Here is a 14,658-nt window from a genome sequence, read left to right on the forward strand (position 1 = left end):
TCGAGTTATCTCCTTTGCCCGAATTCAGGGTCGCTTCAGCGCGGCCCCAGGGATCATCGCGCCGTCTTCGGATTCCGGAATGGTGACCGGAACGCTTCCACAGCGTAAACGGCACGCGTCAATCTGGATGGGAAATTCCGGCAACGCGAAATGGTGATCATGATGGCGGCAAAGGGTCAGGAAGACGTCCACGAGTTGTGCCGGCGCCTCTCAATGGCGTGCGGCGCGGCAGGCCTCACGGCGGAGGAGATGGCCCCGACGCGGATCCGCGTCGGCTTTCCGGGCGCCGGGATGCTCGCCGAGATCATCCGGTGCATGCCGGACGCGTCGGAGCAACTGCACTGGTGGTGGTCGTGGGGCGATCCCATCTGCCCTGCCGAGGAGATCGACAAGGCCGTCACGATGATCGTCCATGTCGTCAGGCCGGAGTGAACGATGTCCGACGACGCCACACCGGACGCCATTACCCGACTGATGCGTTCGGTCGAGGAGTTCTACGCCGCCTTGCGCTCATCACCGTACGGCGGCGTGTCGTACATCGCCGAGTTGGCGCGGCTCAACGTACTGATTAAAAAGTATCCCGACGAGGCACGCCGAATGATCGACGACACGAGCCGAAAAGCCGACCCAGCGAATCCGGCGAATCAGACTCCCCAGGGGTGCCCACTATTTAAGGTCCGTCTACTCAGGCGAAAATTTTCTTACCTGAGTAGACGACCCAAAACACTTGGTGGCGGCGTCGCCATCGTGACCAGTGGATCCGATGAGCGATGGGGCGCCGGGGGTGACGAACAAGCCGATCCGCCGGGATCGGGGGAGGCTGCTGTGCGAAGTCCCGGCCGAGCCGGGGAGGCGGAACGCTGCGGTGCTGGACGGGTTGGTCGCCGCGGGCCTGCCGGTCTGTGCTCGGTCGCGTCCATGCACTGCATCACACCGCGCCCAGGGCGCTGTCGAAAGAACATACATGTCTGCTAGAAAATCCACGACGTCTCCGAGCCCAACGACGGGTGATAGATGGAACCCCTCCACCCTGGCGATCCCCGGCGGATCGGCCCCTACCGACTAGAAGCCCGGCTAGGCACGGGCGGCATGGGTCAGGTGTTCCTGGGGATCTCGCCCGGTGCCCGCCGCGTCGCCGTCAAGGTCATCCACGCCGAGCACGCCGAGGACGATCGGTTCCGGCGGCGGTTCGCCCGCGAGGTCGAGGCCGCGCGCCGGGTCGGCGGGTTCCATACCGCGCAGGTCGTCGACGCCGACCCCGAGGCCGTATCACCGTGGTTGGTCACCGCGTTCATCCCCGGGCCGTCCCTTCAGCAGTCTGTCGTCGAGCGTGGGCCGCTCGATTCCGAGGCGGTCCGGGCGCTCTCTGCGGGGCTGGCCGAGGGACTGGCCGCGATCCACGCCTGCGGGCTGGTCCACCGCGACCTCAAGCCCGGCAACGTCATCATGGCGGCGGACGGGCCGAGGATCATCGACTTCGGTGTCGCCCGTGCGACCGACGCGACCGTGTTGACCTCTCACAATGTGGTCGTCGGCACCTACGCCTACATGTCGCCGGAGCAAGTGCTGGGCGAGGCGCCCGGGCCGCCCGGCGACGTGTTCTCGCTCGGCTGCGTGCTCGCCTACGCCGCAACCGGCCACGGTCCCTTCGACGCCACCTCCATCCCGGCGATCGTGCACCGCGTCCTGCATGAGGAGCCGGACCTGTCACGGCTCCCCGACGACCTGCGCAACCTCATTGCCGCGTGCCTCGCCAAGGACCCCGTGCGGCGGCCCACTGTGGACACGCTCACGACCAGGCCGCAGCGCATCGTCGCCCCCGCTCCGGGACCGGCGCGGATGCTCCCGCCGGATGACGCCGTCGACACGCGCGCCAACGCGACGCTCGTCGCGAACCGGCGGCAGGATGCCTCGGGCGTCGCGCCGACCGGCCCGGTCCCCGTCGGCCGCCGGGCGCTGCTCATCGGAGCCGGGGCCGTCGCGGCGGTCGCCGCCGTGGGCGTCCCGGCCGGGTTCCTCCTGATCCGGGGGGACGGGGAGCAGAAGGCCGCCGCGCCGCCCGCGGCCCCACCTCACCCGAACGGTCTGATCTCCCCGAGCGGTTCACTCACCGCCGAAGGCGTCAAGAACCTCAGCGAGGTCGCCATCACCCCCGACGGCCGGACCCTCGCCGCCGGCGGCTCGGACGCCACGATCACGCTGTGGGACCTCACCACCAGGCGCGCCCTGCGCACGATCGACAAGACAGGCTGGGTGAGCGCGCTGGCGTTCAGCCCCAACGGCAGGTTCGTGGCCAGTTCCGCCAGCAACGCCGGCGTCCTGCTCATCTGGGACGCCGCCACGGGCCGTATCAACGTGAACGTGCGGACCGGCCAATTCGGGTTGAACTCGGTGGCCTACAGCCCGGACGGCCGCACGATCGTGGGCGTCAACCCCGGCGCCCGGCTCTTCGACGCCGCCGGCGGCCGTACTCTGGCGACGTTCGACCTTGGCCACAGCGGCGTCAACGCGGTCTCCTACAGCCCGAACGGCAAGATCGTCGCGGTCGCGGTGGACGGCTTCTACTCGAAGCCTCCTGGAAGCACCGTCCAGCTTCTCGACGGCCGGACGCTGCGCAAGCTCGGCCAACTCGTCGGCCACACCAACAGCGTCACCGGGGTGGCGTTCAGCCCCGACGGCAAGCGGGTGGCCAGTAGCGGCGCGGACCAGACCGTCCGGATCTGGGACGTCGCCACCCGCCGCACCGTGCGCGTCATCAAGGCGGGCGAGGCGTCAGTGAAGGACGCGAAGTTCTCACCGGACGGCTCGACCGTTCTCGGCGCCTGCTCCGACCGGACCGTCCGGATGTGGAACGCCGCCACCGGCGCGCTCACCGCAACGCTCGTCGGCCACTCCCAAGCCGTCGAGAGGATCGTCCTCACCCCGGACGGCCGGACCGTGGCGGGTGTGGGCGGCGCCAAGGCCGACGGCACCGTGACGCTCTGGAAGGTCTGATCAGTGGATCCGCTGCGCAGTGACGATCCCCGGCAGGTCGGCCCGTACCGGCTGGAGGGCCGGTTGGGCGCGGGTGGCATGGGCGAGGTGTTCCTCGGGGCCTCGCCGAGCGGACGCAAGGTCGCGGTGAAGGTCGTCCGCGCCCAGTACGCCGCCGACCCGGAGTTCCGCCGGCGGTTCGCCCGCGAGATCGAGGCCGCCCGCAGAGTCGGCGGGTTCCATACCGCGCAGGTCGTCGACGCCGACCCCGACGCCGCGTCGCCCTGGATGGTGACCGCGTTCGTCCCCGGCCCCTCCCTGCGGCAGGTCGTGCTGCGCCAGGGGCCGCTCGCGCCGCACGCGGTACGCGGACTGGGGACGGGGCTGGCCGAGGGACTGGCCGCGATCCACGCGTGCGGGCTGGTCCACCGCGACCTCAAACCCGGCAACGTCATCATGGCCCCGGACGGCCCCCGGATCATCGACTTCGGCATCGCCCGCGCGGCCGACGCGACCGCGCTGACCTCGGCGGGGGTGGTCGTCGGCACATTCTCGTTCATGTCCCCCGAGCAGGTGCGCGCCGACGCCACCGGCCCGGCGAGCGATGTGTTCTCACTCGGCTGCGTGCTCGCCTACGCCGCGCTCGGACGCGGCCCGTTCGACGCGACGACCATCCCGGCGATCGTCCGCAAGATCGTCGGTGCGCCGCCCGACCTGGCCGGCCTCACCGCCGATCCGCACCTGCGCGACCTGATCGTCCGCTGCCTGGACAAGGACGCCGCGCGGCGGCCGGACGTCCAGGCCGTCCTGGCCGGGCTCGCCGCCGAACCGCCGCGCCGGCTCAACCGCCGGGCCGTTCTGCTCGGCGGGGCGGCCGTCGCGGCGACCGCCGCCGTCACCGCACCGGCGGTCCTGCTGTGGCCCTCGGACGCACCCGCCGACAGGCGGCGGAACGTCCCGAAGACCCCGATCGGCGTGCCCACGGCCGTCATCCTGCCGAGTTCGGAGGTCGCCGTGTCGGACCTGGCGTTCTCTCCCGATGGCAGGCTCCTTCAGGGCGCGGGATTCTCGTCGATCGTGCGCTGGGACCTGTCCACCGCACAGGCCACGTCACGTGAGATCGAGGACACCAAGACCTTTCGGCGGCCCATGGTCCTCAGCCCGGATGGGAAGACCCTCGCCACCGGCGGTGAGGACGGAGCCGTCCACCTCCGGGACGTGGCGTCCGGGCGGGTCCGCAAGTCCTTCACCAAGGTGCGGAGCGTTCAGGCGCTCGAGTTCAGTCCGGATGGCCGGTCCCTCGCCGTCAGCGACGGAAACGGATCGCCATACGTCCAGAGCTGGGACACCGTCACCGACAAGGCCGTCCCGATGAACATCGACTACTACGCCAACGCGCTGGCGTTCTCGCCGGACGGGAAGACACTCGCCGGTGTACGGAACCTGTCCGGGCGCTTCACCCTCTGGGACGTCTCGGACGGCAAGGGTGTCGAGGTCTCGTCCAGCGGCAGCGAGATCCCCTGCCTCGCCTTCAGCCCGGATGGGAAGACCATCGCGATCTCCAATGGCAGCTACTGGGGGATCGAGCTCCGAAGCGCGACCGACGGCCGGCTCCACACCACCCTCAAGGTGCAGGGCGAGGTCCGGGCCCTGGCGTTCAGCCCGGACGGCGACACCCTGGTCAGCGCCGACGAGAAGAACATCCGGCTCTGGCACGTCCCGACGCGGCGCAACACCGCGACGTTTCCCGGTGACTCCGACCGGGACCAAACCGTGACGTTCGCCCACGACGGGCAGAGCTTCGCCACGACGGGCGGGTCTGGGACGACCCGGTTCTGGACGTTCCGCTGATCGGCCCCGGCTCAGTAGCGTCGGGGACCGGCTCGGTGGCTGCCGCTCGTGGTGATCACGAAGTTGCGCCGGAAGTACTCGCTCGGCGTGAGCGACAGGCGCGGCATCGGCGTGGCCGCCCCGACCGTCCGCGTCGCGAACGCGTGCCGGTTGTCGATCCGCCGCAGCCAGTACGGGATGCCTTCGCCGAGGTGGCCGAGCACGACGGTCAGCCCCGGGTGGCGGTCCAGCGTGCCGCTGAGGATGAGCCGCATGGCGTGCAGCCCGGCCTCGGCCTGGTAACCCCAGATCGCCCCGGGCAGCCCGTAGTCGCGGTAGGCGGCGAGCATGCTCGGCGCCCGCGGGTGCAGGTAGATCGGCGCCCGGTTCGCCTCGGCCGCCTCCAGCAGCGGCGCGAACTCCGGCTCGTCCAGGTACCGCCCGCCGGTGTGCGAGTAGATCATGATGCCGTTGAGCCCGAGCGGACCCATGGCCCGCTCGATCTCGGCGGCCGTGGCGACCGGATCCTGCGGCGCCACCGCGGCCAGCCCGCCGAACCGGCCCGGGTGCCGCCGCACGATCGCGGCCAGCGCGTCGTTGAACTCCCGGGCCAGCGGCACCGCGTCGGCCGCCTGATAGGGCTGGACCCCGGGCGGATTGAGGCTGAGCACCGCCATGTCCTGTCCGAGCGTGTCCATCTCCCGCAGCCGGGCATCGAGATCGACGAGCCGAGCGCGGAGACCACGAGGGTTCTCCACCGTACGCATCAGATCCATCTCGGTCTCGTCGCCCGGCACGACGTCCAGGCCGTGCGCGACGCGCAGGAACGCCTCGGTGGCCATGTGCTCCTCGACCGCGATGACCCTCATGCCCGCCGTCCGCCGTCGACCGACATCGCGATCCCGGTGACGAAGGACGCGGCGTCCGAGCAGAGCCAGACCGCGGCCGCCGCGGCCTCCTCCGGCGTGGCCAGCCGGCCGAGCGGCGTGATCGCCGCCTGCCGCGTGATCATGTCGGTGCCGGCCGCCACCCTCTCGAACCCGGGAGTGAGGGTCGGGCCGGGGCAGACGGCGTTGACCCGGATGTCGTCCGGTGCGTAGTCGACCGCGGCGACCTTGGTGAGCCCGACGATGCCGTGTTTGGCGGCCACGTAGGCGGGGGCGGTGGGGATCGCGTACAGGCCTCCGTTGGAGGCGATGTTGACGATCGCGCCGCCGCCGCGCTGCCGCAGGACGGGCAGTTCGTACTTCATGCACAGGAAGGTCCCGGCCAGGTTGACGTGGACCACGCGCTCGAACTCGTCCAGGGTCATCTGGTCGAGCTGCCGGTGGTGCGAGTCCAGGCCGGCGTTGTTCACGGCGAAATCGAGGCCACCGTACGCCGTGACCGTACGCTCGACGGCCGCCTCCACGGAGCGTTCGTCGGCGATGTCGGCGGTGACGGTCAGCGCTTCCCCGCCGTCTTTCCTGATCATCTCGGTGGTCTCGGTCGCCGCGCTCTCGTCGATGTCGAGCACGGCGACCGCGGCGCCGCTCCGGGCGAACTCCAGCGCCGCCGCGCGGCCGATCCCGCTGCCGGCGCCGGTGACCAGTCCCACCTTTCGGGAAGCGTCGCTCATACCAGTGCCTCGTGGTTCGCCCAGGCGACCTTGTACGGGTGCCGCGACTGCCAGCGGTCGATGACCTCGTGCACGCCGGGCGCGCTGAACCCCTTCGCCAGCGCGTCGATGTCGGCCACGGTGACCTGCACGATCGCGGTCGCGATCAGCGCCGGAATGGCCTCCTCGCCGGGGATGGGGATGTGCCGCCGGGCCACGACCGACTGCACGAAACCGGCGTCGAGCATGACCCGTTCGATATCCGCGAGGTATTGGTCGAGCTCGGTTTCGGGCAGCGGCCGATCGAAGGAAACGATCATCGTGTGATTGATCATGCATCGATTCTTGATGGCGAACGCCGCTGACGTCCAAGACCGGTTGGATCTTCAGCGATAACCTGGAGGCATGGTTGAACTGCAGACCCGGGAGCTCGAGTACTTCATCGCGGTCGCCGACGAGCTGCACTTCGGCCGGGCCGCCGTCCGGCTCTCGATCGCCCAGCCGGCGCTCTCGAAGGCGATCCGGCGGATCGAGACCCGGCTCGGCGTCCCGCTGTTCATCCGCTCAAGCCGACACGTCGAGCTCACCCCGGCCGGGGAGGCGTTGCAGGAGCACGGGCGGCACGCGCTCAACGCGGTCAGCGCCGCCGTCCGGAACGCCCGGCGCGCCGGCGACACCCAGGCCCCTCTCCGGCTCGTACTCAAGCCCGGCGGCGACGCCGGGCTGCTGTCCGGGCTCCTGGCCGAGTACGCCCACCAGCCCGACGCCCGCCAGGTGGACATCCTGTTCAGCGGCCCCACCGACCGCACCGACTTCCTGCGCGACGGCCGGGCCGACGTCGGCCTGCTCTACGCACCGTTCGACGATCTGGGCGGCCTGGCCCACGAGACGCTGGTCACCGAGGACCGCGTGGTCATCGTCCCGTCCGACCACCGCCTGGCCAGGCAGGCTCTGGTGCGAATGTCCGATCTGGAGGGTGAGACGCTGCCGCGTTGGAAAGGGATCCCCGGGGGCGACGGCACTGGTCCCGAGGTCACCGACGTGATCCAGCTGTTCCACATGATCACGACGAGCCGGATGATCGGGGTGCTGCCCCGCTCCCTGGTCGAACTGGCCCCGGACGGCCTGGTCCTCATCCCGGTTGCCGACGCGCCACCCAGCCGCCTCGTGCTCGCCTGGAACGAGCAGGACCGCCGACCGCTGGTCGCGTCGTTCGTGGCCGCCGCGCTCAGGCTATTCCGTTATGCGCGAGAAGAGAGGTCGCGCTGATACCAGGTGCCTTGCTTCCCGCCGAGATGCGCCGGGTCGGCCGGGCCGACCGGGACGAACCCGGCCTTGGTCAGCACCTTCTGGGACGCGGCGTTCTGGTGGGAGGTCGCCGCCCTGAGCGTACGCAGCCCGTGCCGCGCCACCGCCAGCCGGCACATCTCCTGGACGGTCGCGGTCGCCACGCCACGGCCGGCGACGTGCTGCGCGACCCGGTAGCCGAGTTCGGCGGTGCCGTCCTCGACGAAGCGCAGATTGAACCGGCCCAGGACCGAGCCGTCCTCGGCGACGAGCACGTAGAAGGCACCGACGCCGGCCTCCTGCTCAGCCAGCAAGGCATTGTGCCGGTCGGTGAACTGGTCGTAGAACTCGTCGCCGCGGTCGGAGATCGAGGCGGCGAAGTAGGCGCGGTTCGTCAGCTCGAAGGCCAGGACCGCCGGGCCATGGCCGGCGCGCAGCCGCTGCAGCTCGGGCACTGGCCGACTCTACGCAGATGGTGCGCTGAGGTCATCTGAGTTTCCGCCGGCGGCCGACAACCCACGACATCGCGGTGTACGACTGGCGTACTAACCCGGGTAAACGGTGCCTTCCTCGACGAAGCAGAGCGGGTTGCCCCACGGGTCCTGGGCATAGAACGAGCGCTCGCCCCACGGGCGTACGGCGATCGCACCGGCGGGGGCGTCGTGCACCAGCTCGGTCGAGAGGCACCCCAGCGTCTCCGCTCGCCCGAAGACGGCTTCCAGGTCGCCGACGGTGAAGTAGAGCGCCTTCGCCGCGGGGTGCGGCGTCTGCTGGGGCACCTCCTGCACGGAGATGGTGACGGGCCCGCACTCGAAGTACGCGCGCGCCCCGGCCTGCCTGCGCCCCTCGATGCCGAACAGCCGGCCGTAGAAGTCGACCGCCTCGTCGAGGTCGCCGACCTCCACGCTGAGCCGGAAGAAACGCGGAACGTCCCCGGATGCTCCGATCGATGCCATGTCAGTTGCCCTCCTGATGGTCAGGTCGCCGGGAGAAGTGGGCAAGCCACTCACTCACGAGGTCGAGCCGCTTGCGTTCCAGCCGGTAGATCCGCGAGCGACCCTGACGCTCGCTGCTGACCAGGCCGGCCGCCTCCAACACCTGGAGATGCTTCGTCGTCGTCTGCCAGGCATGCGAGAACACCGCCGCGATCTCACCGGCGGTCATCGACCCGCCGTTGAAGTAGATCGTGAGCAGGACGCGTCGCCGCGCCGGATGCGCCAACGCACTGAAGACGGCCTCAAAGGCGTCCCGGTGCTCCGCTGGTTCGCCGGACATCATTCACCCGTCCCGCTGATTGTTGTCTTCGCAATATTCAGCCTACAGGGTGATTATTGCTTCCGGTGACCCCGGTGAGCGAAAGCGGCTCTCGCGGTCACCCGCATCGGGCGGGCGGCGGGGCTGTGTTATCTTTTGGTCGATCGTCCAGAACGAACGCTCAGGGCGTTCGACCAAGGAGTGCGATGCGATGGGTACGACAGCGGATCGAGGCCGTGAGGTGCGTCAGCGGCTGCTGAAGGCGGCGGCCGAGTTGATCGCCGAGCGGGGCTGGACCGCGGTCAGTACCCGCGTGCTGGCCGAGCGGGCCGGCGTGGCCTCTGGCGTGGTGCATTACCACTTCTCATCGGTCCAGGCGCTGCTGGCCGAGGCGGCCCTCACGGTGATGCGCGGTCTGCTCGAGCAGGCGGGCGCGGGCCTGGAAGGGGCGCGGACGCCGGACGAGGCGCTCGGCATGATGGTGGGCTTCCTCGAGGACTACGACGGCCGGGATCCGACGTCACTGCTGTTCGCCGAGACGTACCTTGCCGCCGGCCGCGACGAGGAGCTGCGCCGATCGCTGGGCGAGATCGTCATCGAGTTCCGTCGGCAGTTCGCCGGCCGGTTGGCCGAGCACAAGGTGGCCTCGCCCGAGGCGACCGCCGCGGTGCTGGCCGCCGCGATCGACGGCATCATGCTGCACCGCGCACTCCTCCCAGGCCCGGACGCCGCGGACCTGACGGCCGTGCTGCGCCGCCTCGTCGCGCCCACCGAGTTCGCACGAGAGGACAGGGAGATCTCATGAAGGTGGTCATCTGCGGAGCCGGTATCGCCGGGCTGGCCCTCGCCCAGCGTCTCGATGCGTCCGGGGCGGAGGTCGTGGTCGTGGAGAAGGCTCCCGGCCCTCGCCCCCAGGGCTACATGATCGACTTCTTCGGGCCCGGCTACGACGCCGCCGAGGCCATGGGCGTGCTGCCCCGCATCCGCGAGCTGGGACACCACGTCGATGAAATGACCTACCGGGACGAACACGGACGTCCGCGCTCCCGGATGCGCTTCGCGCAGTTCGCCAAGATCGTGAACGGCCGGCTGGTCAGCATCATGCGCCCCGACCTGGAACGCGCGCTGCGCGAACACGTCCCCGACCGGGTCGAGGTGCGCTACGGCACCACGCTCACCCACGTCGGCAACCGCGCCGACGGCGTCACGGTCACCCTCACCGACGGCGGCACGATCGAAGCAGACCTGCTGGTGGGCGCCGACGGCATCCACTCCACCGTCCGCCGCCAGGTCTTCGGAGCCGAACGGGACTTCCTGCGGTACCTGGGGTTCCACACGGCCGCGTACTCCTTCGACGACGCGGACATCCACGACCAGGTGACCGGGCAGCTCTGCCTGACCGACACCGTCGACCGGCAGATGGGCTTCTACGGGCTGCAGGACCGGCGCGTGGCGGTGTTCGCCGTGCATCGCACCGCCGACCCGGCGCTGCCGGCCGATCCACGCGCGGCGATCCGCCACGAGTACGGCACGCTCGGCTGGATGGTGCCGCGTGCCCTGGCCGCCTGCCCGGCGCCGGAAGAGGTGTACTACGACCAGGTCGCCCAGATCGAGATGCCGACCTGGAGCCGGGACCGTGTCGTGCTGATCGGCGACGCCGCGTATGCGGTGTCCCTGCTGGCCGGTCAGGGAGCTTCTCTGGGCATCACCGGCGCGTACGTCCTCGCCGAGCACCTGTCCCGCGCCGATGCGGTCGAGACCGCCCTGGAGCGCTACGAACAGATGCTGCGGCCGGTGGTGACCGACAAGCAGCGGGTGGCCCGGAAGGGGACGCGCTGGTTCATCCCCGCCACGACCCGGCAGCTGCATATCCGGCGGGCGGCCCTCGGGCTGTCGCGGCTTCCGGTCGTCGACCGGTACGTCGCCGCCGCTCTCTCCGGCAAGTCCACCGCGATCATCACCAACCTGCGCGCGACCGCCCCGCGATCCACCCTCTCCAACGCCACCTGATTCCCCACGGCGGCCGTGCGGACGGTCTCCTCCCCCGCAACCTGCTCGGCGATCCGCTCCTGTGGAAGAACGAAGTGCCCGCGGGGCCCGCCGGCGTACCGTCTGGAGCTTTGTCGTCCCGACTCCGGTCATCGATCATGAGGGGGTGACATGGATGCCGGAGCTCGCCGACGCCGAAACGCTGGCACGGCGTGCCGAACTGGCCAGGGCCGTAATGGACGATCTGGCCGCCGCGGGGGTGCCCGTCATCCCGGCGGACGCCGATCCGTCGGTGACCGCGGGTGCGCGCGTGTACGTCGACCGGCTCGACGACGAGAGCGACGGTGGCGTCTTCGTCCAGTGGCAGGTGCACTTCACGCTGAGCTCCGCCGCCATGGACGCCCTGAGCGAGGGCCGGCAGGCCGACGACCCCTCCATCAGGCTCTCGGGCACGGCATCGCGCGCGATGCATGACGCGATCGCCGAGATCCTGACCGTGGCCGGCTACGACGTGCTGAAGGACGCCAACGACATGACACCGTTCCAGCTCAAGGTGCTGGAACGACACCCCCGGGACTCGTGGCGGGACCGGCTGGACGCGCAGACGGCGCGACGTCAGGAGGTCCTCATGACGACGGCCCGCGAGCGCGAGGCCCGCGGGCGAGCGGCCTGCGAGTGTGCTGCCTGCGAGGTCGAGACCCGAGACAGATCCGGCGCACCTGAGGCGTGACCAGCAGAACGAACACCCGGGTCAGGCGACCCCGATCACGGCGAGGGCCGAGCCCGTACGGGCCTTGCGGACGCGGAGCTGGGCGGGGATGCGGGTGCGCAGCTCGGCGACGTGGCTGACGATGCCCACCGCGCGGCCGCCGTCGCGCAGGCCGTCGAGGACGTCCATCACCTCGTCGAGGGTCTCCTCGTCGAGCGTGCCGAACCCCTCGTCGACGAACAGTGTGCCGATCTCCGCGCCGCCCGCCTCGACGGTCACGACGTCGGCCAGGCCGAGGGCGAGGGCGAGGGAGGCGATGAAGGTCTCCCCGCCGGACAGGGTGGCGGGGTCGCGGCGCTGGCCGGTCCAGGTGTCGATGACGCGCAGGCCGAGACCGCCGGTGCCGTGGCGGCCCTTCTCGCCCGCCACGCGCTCGACGGTGTGCTCGAGGATGTAGCGCGCCGCGGACATGCGGGCGAGCCGTTCGTTGGCGGCGGCCACGACCTGCTCCAGCCGGGCGGCCAGGACGTACGCCGACAGTCGCATCCGCGCGGTGTTCACCGCCGGGTCGCCGGAGGCGACGGCGGCGAGCCGGGCCACGACCTCGTGATGGCCGGCGACCGGACGCCAGGCCGCGGACTGCTCCCGCAGCTCGGCGGCGAGCGCGGTGAGCCGGTCGCGGCGGTGCCGGGCGCGGTCGCGCGCCGACGAGACCGCCTGGTGCGCCTGCTCGGCGTCGGCCAGCGTCGACTCGAGGGCGTCGAGGTCGGGCGGTGGCTCGGCGGCGGCCGCGGCGAGCTCGGCGTCGTTCAGCAGCGCGGCGACCCTGGCCTCTTCGTCGTCGTAGGCCTTCGCCTGCCGGGTCAGCTCGTCGCGCATGGCGTCGTCGACGACGGCGGAGCGTACGGCGTCGACCGTGGGGAAGCCCTCGGCCTCGGCGGCGTCGGCGGCCTCCCGCCACGCGGTGTCGGCGTCGTCCGCGGCGGCCTTCAGATGTTCGATCGCGGTGGCGGTGCCGCGGAGCAGGTCGGCCTCGTCACCGAGACGGCGGATGCGGGCCTCCAGGGTCGGATCGTCACCGCGGGCCGCGTCGAGCCCGGTGCGGAGACGGAGCGCGTCGGCGGTCAGGGCGACGCGGCGCGCGCGGTTCTCCGCGAGCGTGGTCACGACCTCCTCCTGCCGGTCCCGCGCCTCCTCGTACTCGGCGTCGACCTGCCGAAGCTCCTCTTCGAGGCGTTCGGCGTCGGCCTCGGCGGCGGTGAGCGCGGTCAGCTCGCCCTGCACGGCGGCGAGAGCGGTGCGCAGGTCGTCGGCGGCCTCGTCCCCGGCGTCCTTGGCCGCCGCGGACTGCTCGGCCCGCAGCTCGGCGAGGCGCGCGGCGATCTCCTCGCGGCCCTCGCGGACCCGCTCGTACGCGGCTTCGGCGGCCGACTCGGCGTCGTCGTCCGGGATCTCCCCGCCGGCGGTGGCGGGAACCGGATGCTCGGGTGAGCCGCAGACCCCGCAGGGCTCGCCGGGCCGCAGCTCGTGCGCGAGCCGGGCGGCCATGCCCTCCAGCCTCGCCTGGCGGATCTCCTGGAAGGCGTCGCGGGCCGCCTGGGCGGCGTCGGTCGCGGCACGGTGCTCCTCGTCGGCCTCCGCGAGCGCCACCACCAGCGCGTCGCGCCGCTGCGCGGCCTCCAGCCGCCGGTCGGCGGCCTCGACCGCGGCCTCCGCCACGGGGCGGGCGGCGAGCCGGGCGCGGGTCTGCTCCAGTCGCGCGGACAGGGTCTCGCGGTAGCGCGGGGAGTCGGTGAGGAACAGCGTCAGCTCGGCCTCGCGCGCGTCGAGGTCCTGGCCCTCCGAATCCGCGTCCTTCAGCTCCCGGCCGATCGCGGCCAGCCGGTGCTCGTCGCCGCGCCGCTGCTCGAGGACCGCGACCTCCTCGCGGCGGGTCCGCTCCTCCTTGCGCAGGACGTCGGCGTCGGCGGTGTCGGAGACCAGCCGGGCGACGACCTCCCGCCGCCGGACGGCCATGGTCTCGGCTTCGGTACGGCGGGCGGCGCGGGCCTCGGCGCCGTGCAGCAGCGGCAGGACGCGGCGGGCGCGCTCGGCCGCGCGGAGCGCGTCGGCCACGGCGGCCCGGGCGACGGCCCCGTCGGCCAGCGCCGCCGCGCGGGCGTGGGCGTCGGCGTGGCGCCGCCTCCGGTCGGCGACGGCGCGCCCGTGCTCGGCCGCGGTCCGTGCCGCCGCCAGGATGCTCGCCGCGGCGGCCACCCGGTCCTCGGCGGCCGTACGGATGTCGTTCATGTGCGCCGACAGCTCGGCCGCCCACGCCGCGAGGGCGTCGGGGTCCAGCTCGGGGCGCTCGGCGCCGGCCGCCTCGGCGGCGCGGTCGGCGACGGACCCGGCGGTGGCGCGCAGCACGTCGGCCTCCCGGCCGGTCTCCTGCCGCTTGTCGCGGAGCCACCGCTCGACCTCGGTGAAGGCCTCGGTCGCGAAGAGCCGCTCGAGCACACCGCGCCGCTTCTCGGCGTCGGCGCGCAGAAACGCCGCGAAGTCGCCCTGCGGCAGCAACACCACCTGACAGAACTGCTCCGCCGACATGCCGAGCAGATCACCGATCTTCTGCCCCGCCTCCTCGAACCGGGTCGACAGGGCCTCCCACTCACCGCCGCGCCGCTCCTGGAGCAGAACCTTGGCCTTCTCCTCCGTCGTACCCGTGCCACGCAGCTTCGGCCGGTCCCAGCGCGGCGACCGGGTGATGCGGAACCGCCGCCCCCGGATCGTCACCTCGCAGACGACCTCCGGCGAGCGGTCGGGCGGAGCGTGGTGGCTGCGGAGGTTCTTCGCGTCGTTGCGGACGCTCGGCACCCGGCCGTACAGCGCGAAGCAGACGGCGTCGAGCACACTCGTCTTCCCGGCGCCGGTGGGACCGTTGATGAGGAACAGCCCGGCCTCGGACAGCGCGTCGAAGTCGATCCGCTCGGTCCCGGGAAACGGCCCGAAGGCCGTGATCGTGAGGTGGTGAAGTCTCACC

General features: G+C 71.6%; 14 protein-coding genes. 7 read left to right on the forward strand and 7 right to left on the reverse strand.

What is annotated here, in order from left to right; all coding sequences use genetic code 11:
* Positions 1-162 precede the first annotated feature (162 nt).
* The 3 genes from ACQP2O_RS36965 (at position 163) to ACQP2O_RS36975 (ending at position 4,824) form a co-directional block, all read left to right on the forward strand.
* Positions 163-432, forward strand: coding sequence for a hypothetical protein (locus ACQP2O_RS36965; RefSeq protein WP_433173397.1), 270 nt, complete (start codon positions 163-165; stop codon positions 430-432).
* A gap of 582 nt (positions 433-1,014) precedes the next feature.
* Positions 1,015-2,994, forward strand: a complete 1,980-nt coding sequence (locus ACQP2O_RS36970) for a WD40 repeat domain-containing serine/threonine protein kinase (RefSeq protein WP_433173399.1) — start codon at positions 1,015-1,017, stop codon at positions 2,992-2,994.
* Positions 2,995-2,997: 3 nt separating this feature from the next.
* Positions 2,998-4,824, forward strand: a complete 1,827-nt coding sequence (locus tag ACQP2O_RS36975) for a WD40 repeat domain-containing serine/threonine protein kinase (RefSeq protein WP_433173401.1) — start codon at positions 2,998-3,000, stop codon at positions 4,822-4,824.
* Between the two features lie 11 nt (positions 4,825-4,835).
* Here ACQP2O_RS36975 and ACQP2O_RS36980 read toward each other — a convergent pair whose 3' ends face one another.
* Genes ACQP2O_RS36980 through ACQP2O_RS36990 form a run of 3 tightly spaced genes read right to left on the reverse strand, consistent with a single transcriptional unit; the run spans position 4,836 to position 6,735 of the window.
* Entirely contained in the window at positions 4,836-5,672 is an 837-nt protein-coding gene (locus ACQP2O_RS36980) for an amidohydrolase family protein (protein ID WP_433173403.1), read from the reverse strand.
* Positions 5,669-6,421 (reverse strand): SDR family NAD(P)-dependent oxidoreductase, encoded by a 753-nt coding sequence (locus ACQP2O_RS36985; RefSeq protein WP_433173405.1) that lies wholly within the window; start codon positions 6,419-6,421, stop codon positions 5,669-5,671. Before ACQP2O_RS36985 ends, ACQP2O_RS36980 begins: the two co-directional genes overlap by 4 nt.
* Positions 6,418-6,735: a hypothetical protein gene (locus ACQP2O_RS36990; protein ID WP_433173408.1), complete on the reverse strand. Its 318-nt coding sequence runs from the start codon at positions 6,733-6,735 to the stop codon at positions 6,418-6,420. Before ACQP2O_RS36990 ends, ACQP2O_RS36985 begins: the two co-directional genes overlap by 4 nt.
* A gap of 70 nt (positions 6,736-6,805) precedes the next feature.
* On the opposite strand from ACQP2O_RS36990, the gene ACQP2O_RS36995 reads away from it, so the two are divergent.
* Positions 6,806-7,669 carry a LysR family transcriptional regulator gene (locus ACQP2O_RS36995; RefSeq protein ID WP_433173410.1) on the forward strand — a complete coding sequence of 288 codons (864 nt, stop codon included), beginning with the start codon at positions 6,806-6,808 and terminating at the stop codon, positions 7,667-7,669.
* On the opposite strand, the gene ACQP2O_RS37000 is transcribed toward ACQP2O_RS36995, so the two are convergent.
* From ACQP2O_RS37000 to ACQP2O_RS37010, 3 genes are all read right to left on the reverse strand, one after another.
* Positions 7,642-8,142 (reverse strand): GNAT family N-acetyltransferase, encoded by a 501-nt coding sequence (locus tag ACQP2O_RS37000; RefSeq protein WP_433173412.1) that lies wholly within the window; start codon positions 8,140-8,142, stop codon positions 7,642-7,644. The genes ACQP2O_RS36995 and ACQP2O_RS37000 overlap by 28 nt on opposite strands.
* A 90-nt stretch (positions 8,143-8,232) precedes the next feature.
* A complete protein-coding gene (locus tag ACQP2O_RS37005; protein WP_433173414.1) occupies positions 8,233-8,643 on the reverse strand; it encodes a VOC family protein in 411 nt (136 codons plus the stop codon).
* Position 8,644: 1 nt separating this feature from the next.
* Positions 8,645-8,962 (reverse strand): ArsR/SmtB family transcription factor, encoded by a 318-nt coding sequence (locus ACQP2O_RS37010; protein ID WP_433173416.1) that lies wholly within the window; start codon positions 8,960-8,962, stop codon positions 8,645-8,647.
* A 190-nt stretch (positions 8,963-9,152) separates the two neighbouring features.
* Here ACQP2O_RS37010 and ACQP2O_RS37015 point away from each other — a divergent pair, with 190 nt between their 5' ends.
* The 3 genes from ACQP2O_RS37015 to ACQP2O_RS37025 all read left to right on the forward strand — a co-directional run bounded on the left by ACQP2O_RS37015 (position 9,153) and on the right by ACQP2O_RS37025 (position 11,660).
* Positions 9,153-9,746, forward strand: a complete 594-nt coding sequence (locus ACQP2O_RS37015) for a TetR/AcrR family transcriptional regulator (RefSeq protein ID WP_433173419.1) — start codon at positions 9,153-9,155, stop codon at positions 9,744-9,746.
* Entirely contained in the window at positions 9,743-10,951 is a 1,209-nt protein-coding gene (locus tag ACQP2O_RS37020; RefSeq protein ID WP_433173421.1) for an FAD-dependent monooxygenase, read from the forward strand. The genes ACQP2O_RS37015 and ACQP2O_RS37020 overlap by 4 nt, the downstream gene beginning before the upstream one ends.
* A gap of 145 nt (positions 10,952-11,096) precedes the next feature.
* Positions 11,097-11,660, forward strand: coding sequence for a hypothetical protein (locus tag ACQP2O_RS37025; RefSeq protein WP_433173423.1), 564 nt, complete (start codon positions 11,097-11,099; stop codon positions 11,658-11,660).
* 21 nt (positions 11,661-11,681) lie between these two features.
* Here ACQP2O_RS37025 and ACQP2O_RS37030 read toward each other — a convergent pair whose 3' ends face one another.
* Entirely contained in the window at positions 11,682-14,657 is a 2,976-nt protein-coding gene (locus ACQP2O_RS37030) for an AAA family ATPase (RefSeq protein ID WP_433173426.1), read from the reverse strand.
* Position 14,658 lies beyond the last annotated feature (1 nt).

The organism is Actinoallomurus sp. CA-150999, from assembly GCF_050942425.1.
GTDB lineage: Bacteria > Actinomycetota > Actinomycetes > Streptosporangiales > Streptosporangiaceae > Actinoallomurus.